The sequence below is a fragment of the Halobellus salinus genome (assembly GCF_014646875.1).
Classification (GTDB): Archaea; Halobacteriota; Halobacteria; order Halobacteriales; family Haloferacaceae; genus Haloquadratum; species Haloquadratum salinum.
The window spans coordinates 19,976-27,704 of the sequence record NZ_BMOC01000026.1 but is presented as its reverse complement, the minus strand read 5'-3'; the positions used below and the strand labels follow the sequence as shown (position 1 = coordinate 27,704).

The window sequence follows — 7,729 nt, the reverse complement described above, 5'->3', positions numbered from 1 at the left end:
ACCGAACAAAGTGAGGTTTCATCCGGTTCAAATCCGGTCCCACGCATACCGCCTCGAACGAACGTGAGGAGGGGAACCCATACCTGGGTTCGATCCCCGCGGCTTCAAACCGGGCTTCACGCGGGCTCGCTACGGGTTCTTGTGGCGAATTCCCGGTCAGCGCCGGGTGCGAAGTCGGCGAGGTTCAAGCCACCGACCCGTGACGTCGTCCGACCGACGGCCCGCTCGGGAGATCGACACAGATAGTAACCGAACTGATCGTGGCGCGGGGGGCGTGAAGCTTCCGAGCAGCGACGTGACCGAGGCGGACATCGAGACAACCGAACACCTCGCAGACCCCTTAGAAGAGGCAGCCCTCGCCGAAGCCCGGCTCTCCGGGGAACAACTCAGTACCGCCAACTTCGGCGCCGCCGACCTCGCCGCCGACCTCGCCGCCGACCTCGCCGCCGACCTCGCCGCCGACCTCAGTGACGCCATCCTGGAGGAGGCCTCGTTCATCGGCGGCACTCTGCGTGGCGCGAGCCTGTGTAGGGCCGACCTGACCGGCGCCGGGTTGTCCGGGACCGACCTCACGGACGCCGAACTCCCCGGAGCGGTTCTCGTCGCGGCGGATCTAACGGACGCGGACCTCCGCAGTGCGGCGCTCAGCGAAGCGGACTCGGCAATGTCTCCCTGTTCGGCGCCAACCTGCGGAACGCGGACCTGACCGGGAGCACCCTCGCCGGCGCGGCGCTCGACGGCGCAAGGATCACCGACGCCGTCTTCGCCGACGTCGAACTCCCGAACTCGCTGACGCCCGGAGACATCGAGGCGGCAGTCGGCATCGTCGAGTAGCCCGGAGTCGCATCACCTCGTCTGCGCCCCGTGCGGACTACTGCGACGGGACCGTCCCGGTGGGAGCAGGACCGACACGCCCGGGGGGCGACCTTTTGACGCCGGCCACCCAACGCACGGTATGAACGTTCGTGTCGTTCAGGGCGACAGTGCACACCACTCCGCCGACGCCCTCGTCAACGCCGCGGGAACGGGCCTCCGAGTGGGATCGGGAGTCGCGGGCGCGCTCCAGTGGGGCGGTGGGGAGTGAGTACGGGTATGCGGATCCCCGACGACGCGGCAGCGGCCTGTCCGGTATGTGGCAACGCGTACGACTCCGTGTCCGAACACGACGCGGGGCTGATGGTGAATCTCCTCGACAACGAACGGTACCGTCGAGTTTGTTTCGACCCTGTCGGTGTCGACGGGGAGCCGCGGGTGCGGTTCTACCACCACACCCACGGCCAGACCGCGGGTGGTGGCTGCGGCGGCCCGCCGGTTGCACCCGAGTAGGATCAGCCGGCGCGTCGCCGGTGGACGACCCGAAGTCGACCCCCGATCCGAAAGCGCACCTCCGGTCCGAGGGCGGTGTCGTGGGACCCCACGCGCGGTACGAAGTGTTATTGCTACCCGTCTCAACCTATCGCGGACACACAATGACCGACACGTACGTCGGGTCGATCGACCAGGGGACGACCGGAACGCGGTTCATCGCCTTCGATCACTCCGGGCAGATTGTCGCAAACGCCTACAAGAAACACGAACAGATCTACCCCAACCCGGGGTGGGTCGAACACGACCCTATCGAGATCTGGGACAACACCACGCACGTGGTCACTCGTGCGCTCGACAACGCCGGGATCGACCCCTCACAACTGGCGGCGCTGGGGATCACGAACCAGCGCGAGACCACCGTTGTGTGGGATCGGGACAGCGGCCGGCCGGTCCACAACGCCCTGGTCTGGCAGGACCGCCGGACCACAGACCGCGTCGAAGCGCTCACCCGGGCCGGGAAGGCCGAGGAGATCAGGGAGAAGACCGGGTTGGAAGTCGACGCGTACTTTTCGGCCACCAAGACCGAGTGGCTGCTGGACAACGCCGAACCGCTGAAAATGCGGAGCGCCCGCGGCAACGACCTGCGTGAGCGGGCCGAGGCAGGGGAGCTCCTGATGGGGACAATCGACGCGTGGCTGGTGTACAACCTCACTGGCAACCACGTCACCGACGTCACCAACGCGTCCCGAACGATGCTGTACAACATCCACGACGTCGAGTGGGACGACGACCTGCTCGCGGAGTTCGACGTGCCCGCCGAGATGCTGCCCGACGTCCGCCCGTCGTCGGACGAGTCACTCTACGGTCACACCGACCCCGACGGATTTCTCGGAGCCGAGGTCCCGGTCGCGGGCGCGCTCGGCGACCAGCAGGCCGCGCTGTTCGGTCAGACGTGCTTCGACGAGGGTGACGCAAAGAACACCTACGGCACCGGGTCGTTCTACCTCATGAACACCGGCACCGACGCCGTCGAATCCGAGCACGGCCTGCTCACGACGATCGGGTTCCAGCTGTCGGGCGACCCCGTCCAGTACGCCCTGGAGGGATCGATCTTCATCACCGGCGCCGCGATCGAGTGGCTCGAGGGTGTAGACCTGATTAACAACGCCGCCCAGACCGCGGAGCTCGCCCGATCGGTCGACTCCACGGACGGGGTGTATCTGGTGCCCGCGTTCACCGGGTTGGGGGCGCCGCACTGGGATGGCCGCGCCCGCGGCACCATCGTCGGGATGACTCGCGGGACCGAAAAGGAGCACATCGTGCGCGCAACGCTCGAATCGATCGCGTACCAGACCCGCGATGTCGCGGAGGCGATGGAGGCCGACTCCGGGATCGAGACAACGTCGCTCCGGGTTGACGGCGGTGCGGTCAAGAACAACTTCCTGTGTCAGCTCCAGGCGGACATCCTCGGGACCAGTATCGCCCGACCCGTCGTGGACGAGACAACGGCTCTCGGGTCGGCGTACGCCGCCGGACTCGCAGTCGGGTACTGGGACACTGTCGACGAACTCCGTGATAACTGGCAGGTCGACCGGGAGTTCACCCCGGAACGCGACGAGGAGGAGGTCGACAGGGGGTACAGCCGGTGGGCGGACGCGGTCGAGCGCTCCCTCGATTGGGCGCAGGAAGAGCCCTGAATGGTCGGGGCGCCGCTCCAGGTACCGGTTGTCGGACTCGGTGTCGAAGAGTTCGCGGTGCTGTTCGTCGCTTCGTTGGCGGGCGGGGCGTTCGGGGCGGCCCTCGGCGCGCTCCCGGCGTTTGTCTTCACCGGGTTCGTGGTGTTCCTGGGTGAGGGGATTGCGATCCTCCAGCGGGGGGTCGCCGGCCAAGTGGACACGATGTCGGCGGGCGAGGTAGCCGTCGGGATCACCGGCGTCATCGGGTTCGGTGCAGTCACCGGACCGCACGTCGCCTTCGCGGGGGGTGTGGCCGCCTCGGCGTACGCCGGCAAAAAGTATCCCGAGATGGCGCCCGACGGGTGGCCCTACCACTTCGGCAAGAACATTCTGGTGGCGTTCGGGACGAAACCGGACATCCTGGCGGTGGGCGCGATCTTCGGGGCGATCGGGATGTCGATCACACAGGTCGCAAACGGGCTGTTCACCAACGTCTTGGGGACGACCCCGCCGACCGATTTCGTTGCGGTCTCGGTGTTCGCGACCGCGTTCCTTGCCCGGCCCGTCTTCGGCTACCCGATCGTCGGAAAGCCCGCGGGCGCCGGGTTCCTCGACATGGCACCGTTCGAGCGGCGGGAACGACACCCACAGGCCGACGACGGGCCGACCGAGCACGCCGGCCGCCTCGCGACCGCACCGTGGCTCGACCACCAGTACAAGTGGGCGAACGTCACGGCCATCGGGGTCGTTGGCGGCATCCTCGGCGGATACATCTGGATTCAAACCGGGAGCGTCTTTCTCGGCTACGCGATCTCGACGATCAGCCTGCTGTTTTTGAACTTGGGTGTCGGGAAGATCCCGGTGACACACCACATCACCCTGATCGGCTCGACCGGAGCCGCGGTCGTCGACCCGATCGGCGGCAGCCTGGCGGCGCTTCTCGCGGCCGGTGTGTTCGGGGCGGCCAGTGGCCTCGTGGGGGAAGTCGCCCAACGGCTGTTCTACGCCCACTCCGGCACCCACGTCGATCCGCCGGCGATCGCGATCGCCACGATGATGTTCGTTGTGACAGGTCTCCACCTCGTCGGCGTACTGCCGAACACTGGATACCTCTAGACACCGTCAACGGCTGGCCTTTCCGGACCCCCGCCCGAAGTCAGGGGATTAATACCGTAGCTACCCGACGGTTCAGTAATGGCGCGCGAGCCGCCCGTCGAGGAACCGCCGGACCTCCAACCGCTTCTTGATGCGCTCGACGACGCTGACGCGAGAACCATTATCAGAACGATCGACGAATCCGCCACCGCGAACGAAGTCTCCGAGCGGTGTGACATCCCGCTTTCGACCACCTACCGCAAACTCGATCTGCTGACCGAATCGGGGCTCCTCGAGGAGGGAACGGAGATCAGATCCGACGGCCACCACACGACGATCTACACCGTCGCGTTCGAGGAAGTCCGGATCGCACTCACCGACTCGCGTGAGTTCGCGGTCGAGATCGGTCGCGCCGAGGAACAGCGGCCGGACGAGCGACTCGCAGAAATCTGGACCAGCGTTCGGGAGGAAACATCATGACACACACGATCGCCTCAGCCAGCATCGCCACGGGAATCATCATCGTCAAAACGGGGATCCTGGTCCTCGGCAGCCTCATCACGTATTTTTCATTGAAAGCGTACCGCAGCACTGGATCGGCCGCGCTCCGAGCGCTCGCAGTCGGCTTCGGGATCATCACGCTCGGAGCGCTGTTGGGCGGCACGTTCGACATCATCTTGGGTGTGTCGCTCGCGACCGGCCTGCTCATTGACGCCATTCTGACGTTCGCCGGCCTCGCGGTCATTACCTACTCGCTGTACACCGAGTGACCGTCGTAGCGGGCGGCCGCCGATCACTCTCGGAACCGCCGACGGGACGCCCAACTCGGGACCACCACAGAAGAGTTTTACCGACGCACCCGCCACCCCGCACCGATGGCGACTCCCCCGCACCTCTCCCCGAAACTCGCGGTCGGCGTCGGCTCTCTCCTTCTCGCGCTCGCTGCGACCGCGGCGACGATGCGCTCGCCCGGCTACCCCGCCGCCCACACCCTCCGTTCGTGGCCGTCGACTCTCGCCTGGCGCCTTCGGCGTGAACTCACCCGCGGCGACCGCACCGCCCACGCGTGGGCGGGGATCGCGGCCTGGTCGCTTCTGGTATCGGTCCTTCATTTCGGCGGCGTCTTCTACAACATCTACACCCAGCTTCCGTGGTGGGACTTGCTGACCCACGCGATTGGCGGCGCCGGGGTCGGTGCCGTACTCGCGATGACGTTCCGGGCGCCGACACTCCGATCGCCGGCGTGGATCCCGCTGGGGGTGATCGCGATCGGCGCCGGGTTCGAGGTCTACGAGTTCGTGTTCAAAACGTTCTGGTACCGGTGGTCGCTGTCGTTCTACGTCACGGACACGGTCATCGATCTCGTTGTAAACACGGTCGGGGCGGTCGTGGTGGCTGTCGCAGTGGCGGCCTACCGGCGGCGGGTGGGGGCGGCTGGGTCGGTCGACACCGACGCGGCGACCGTCAACGCCGACCCGGCGACCGCCGACACCGACGCGGCGACCGTCGACACCGACTGACGATCACGGCCGTCGGCGCCGCTCGGCATCGGCGTCGGCTGACGCGTCGAGTTCCTCCCGGGCCGCCTCGAACACCGACGTCTCGGCGTTCAGCGTGTCCGCGAGCGCGTCGGCGGCACCGAGGAGCCAGGTTGCCCGCTCGACGTGAGACTCCAGATCTCCGGGGCCAATGCGGTACTGATCGACCAGCGCCTCCCGGTCAGCGCCCTGAGTCCACTCCAGCAAAATCCGCGCGAGTTTCACCGCACACAGCCACGACTCGAAGTCGTCGGCCTCGTCGGGGGCGGTGGTGAACTCCGCGGCGTGTCGCGTGGCGTACCGGTAGATCGCGGCGCGTTCGCGGTTCCCGAGGTACGTACCGCGGGTGTCGGGGGTGGCACACACCGCACCGAGCGCGGTGAGCGGGGTCACATTCTCGTCCGACATCGACTCGATCGTCCGGATCGCGTCGACTAGCCGCGCGCCCGTTTCGGGCCGGACGTACTGCCGCGAGACCGTCGCGCCGAGGTCGGTCGCCGAGAGCGCGCCCCCGAGGGTACCGGTGTCGGCCGTCGCGCCCTCCGCGTTCGTTGCGCCGCCGACTGCGAGCAGCCCCATCTCCGACAGCGTTGCGGCGACGCCGTCCACCAGTCCCGAGAGGTCCACGTCGGGCGACTGGAAGGCGAAAAACGTCGCGTCCAGCAGGTTGAGCACGCCCCGCTTCGAGTCGGCGAAGCCCGACGCCACCACCGACAGCACGTGCGTCCGGAGCGCCTCCCGCTCGGTGAGCTGTGATTCGATCGCCTCCGGGCCAGCGTCGACGTACCGCTCGCGGACCGCCGCGGGATCGGCGGCGACGAGTATAGCCTCGCCGTAGGGGTCGAGGTGTGGCCGACCGGCGCGACCACACATCTGGTGGACTTCCAGAGTGGGCAGCGGCGTCATCTCCTCGCCGGTGTAGCGTTCGAGGTCCCGGACCACCACGCGGCGCGCGGGGACGTTCACGCCCGCCGCCAGCGTCGGCGTCGCACAGATCACACCCAACGTGCGGTCGCGGTACGCAGACTCCACCAGCGCCCGGTGGTCGCTCGCCAACCCAGCGTGGTGGAAGCCCACTCCTGACTCGACCGCCGCCGCCAGCCGCCGGCCCGTCTCGGTCCCGCCGCGCTCCCGCACTCGTTCAGCGAGGCGCGGCCCCGGTGGGTCGGTGTCGTGGCTCCCCTCGGGGTCGGCGTCCCCCGAGTCGCCGTATCGGTCCCGCAGCGCCGGTTCCTCGGCCAGCCGGGCAGCCAGCGACTCCGCCTCCCGCCTGGAGCGGACGAACGCCAGGCACTGCCCGCCGTCGTCGACCGTGTCTGCGACGAGCGCCGCGGTCACCTCGGTGTCGCGGTCGCCGGCGGGTCCCGGCGGCGGCGCGTCTACTGCGAGCGTCGACCCGTCGTCGAAGTCCACGTCGCCGTCGACGTAGACCCCCCTCCGCAGCGAGACCGGCCGCCACGTCGACTCCACTAACTCGGCGTCGAGCCACGCCGCGATGGCGTCTGGGTTGTCGACCGTCGCCGAGAGCGCGACGATCTGAACCCCCGGCGCCCGGCGTTGGAGGGTCGCAAGTGTGATTTCCAGTGTCGGGCCGCGCCGCGCCCGACCCAGCAGGTGGACCTCGTCGACCACGACACACGCCAGCGCTTCGACCCACGACGCGCCGTTCCGGATGGCGGAGTCGACCTTCTCGGCGGTCGCGACCACGACGTCCTCTTCCCCCAACGCCTCGGCGGGGGAGTCGAAATCGCCCGTGGAAATCCCGACGCTCACGCCCGGCAGCGCCGCGAACGACTCGTACTTTTCCCGGGCGAGCGCGCGGAGCGGGACGATGTATAGCGCCGGCCCGTCGGCGGTGAGCATAGCGAGTTCGGCGATCAGGGTCTTTCCGGACGCCGTCGGGATCGCGGCGACGACGTTCTCCCCGCGGGTGACGCCCGCCTCCACCGCGGCGGCCTGCGGCGGATACAGTTCCTCGATCCCCGACGCGCGGTACTGCTCGCGGACGGTCGCGGAGACGGGGAGGTCCCGTACGTGCACATCTTAACGTGGGCCGGAATCGTATAAAAACTCGTGGGCGTTACCGCGCGAACATCCGTTCGAGCGGGGTCG

Annotated in this window: 9 protein-coding genes and 1 pseudogene; 9 read left to right on the top strand and 1 reads right to left on the bottom strand. The window is 68.1% G+C overall.

Translation table 11 applies throughout. From position 1 onward, the window contains the following. Positions 1–274 precede the first annotated feature (274 nt). The 9 genes and pseudogenes from IEX72_RS15290 (at position 275) to IEX72_RS14115 (ending at position 5,599) form a co-directional block, all read left to right on the top strand. Entirely contained in the window at positions 275–706 is a 432-nt protein-coding gene (locus tag IEX72_RS15290; protein ID WP_229663853.1) for a pentapeptide repeat-containing protein, read from the top strand. Then, positions 673–834, top strand: a complete 162-nt coding sequence (locus tag IEX72_RS15605; RefSeq protein ID WP_394354614.1) for a pentapeptide repeat-containing protein — start codon at positions 673–675, stop codon at positions 832–834. The genes IEX72_RS15290 and IEX72_RS15605 overlap by 34 nt, the downstream gene beginning before the upstream one ends. A gap of 121 nt (positions 835–955) precedes the next feature. Beyond that, positions 956–1,078: pseudogene (locus tag IEX72_RS15400) on the top strand (macro domain-containing protein); the annotation flags it as partial. 14 nt (positions 1,079–1,092) lie between these two features. Continuing rightward, positions 1,093–1,326 (top strand): hypothetical protein, encoded by a 234-nt coding sequence (locus tag IEX72_RS14140; RefSeq protein ID WP_188788471.1) that lies wholly within the window; start codon positions 1,093–1,095, stop codon positions 1,324–1,326. A 143-nt stretch (positions 1,327–1,469) separates the two neighbouring features. Further along, a complete protein-coding gene (gene glpK, locus IEX72_RS14135; RefSeq protein WP_188788469.1) occupies positions 1,470–3,005 on the top strand; it encodes a glycerol kinase GlpK in 1,536 nt (511 codons plus the stop codon). Further along, a complete protein-coding gene (locus tag IEX72_RS14130) occupies positions 3,006–4,100 on the top strand; it encodes a hypothetical protein (protein ID WP_188788467.1) in 1,095 nt (364 codons plus the stop codon). Between the two features lie 78 nt (positions 4,101–4,178). After that, positions 4,179–4,559 (top strand): winged helix-turn-helix domain-containing protein, encoded by a 381-nt coding sequence (locus IEX72_RS14125; RefSeq protein WP_188788465.1) that lies wholly within the window; start codon positions 4,179–4,181, stop codon positions 4,557–4,559. Continuing rightward, on the top strand, positions 4,556–4,849 hold the full coding sequence (locus IEX72_RS14120; RefSeq protein ID WP_188788463.1) for a DUF7521 family protein: 294 nt from the start codon (positions 4,556–4,558) through the stop codon (positions 4,847–4,849). Before IEX72_RS14125 ends, IEX72_RS14120 begins: the two co-directional genes overlap by 4 nt. Positions 4,850–4,954: 105 nt before the next feature. Beyond that, positions 4,955–5,599, top strand: a complete 645-nt coding sequence (locus IEX72_RS14115; protein WP_188788461.1) for a hypothetical protein — start codon at positions 4,955–4,957, stop codon at positions 5,597–5,599. 3 nt (positions 5,600–5,602) lie between these two features. On the opposite strand, the gene IEX72_RS14110 is transcribed toward IEX72_RS14115, so the two are convergent. Further along, positions 5,603–7,657 carry a DEAD/DEAH box helicase gene (locus tag IEX72_RS14110; RefSeq protein ID WP_188788459.1) on the bottom strand — a complete coding sequence of 685 codons (2,055 nt, stop codon included), beginning with the start codon at positions 7,655–7,657 and terminating at the stop codon, positions 5,603–5,605. Positions 7,658–7,729 lie beyond the last annotated feature (72 nt).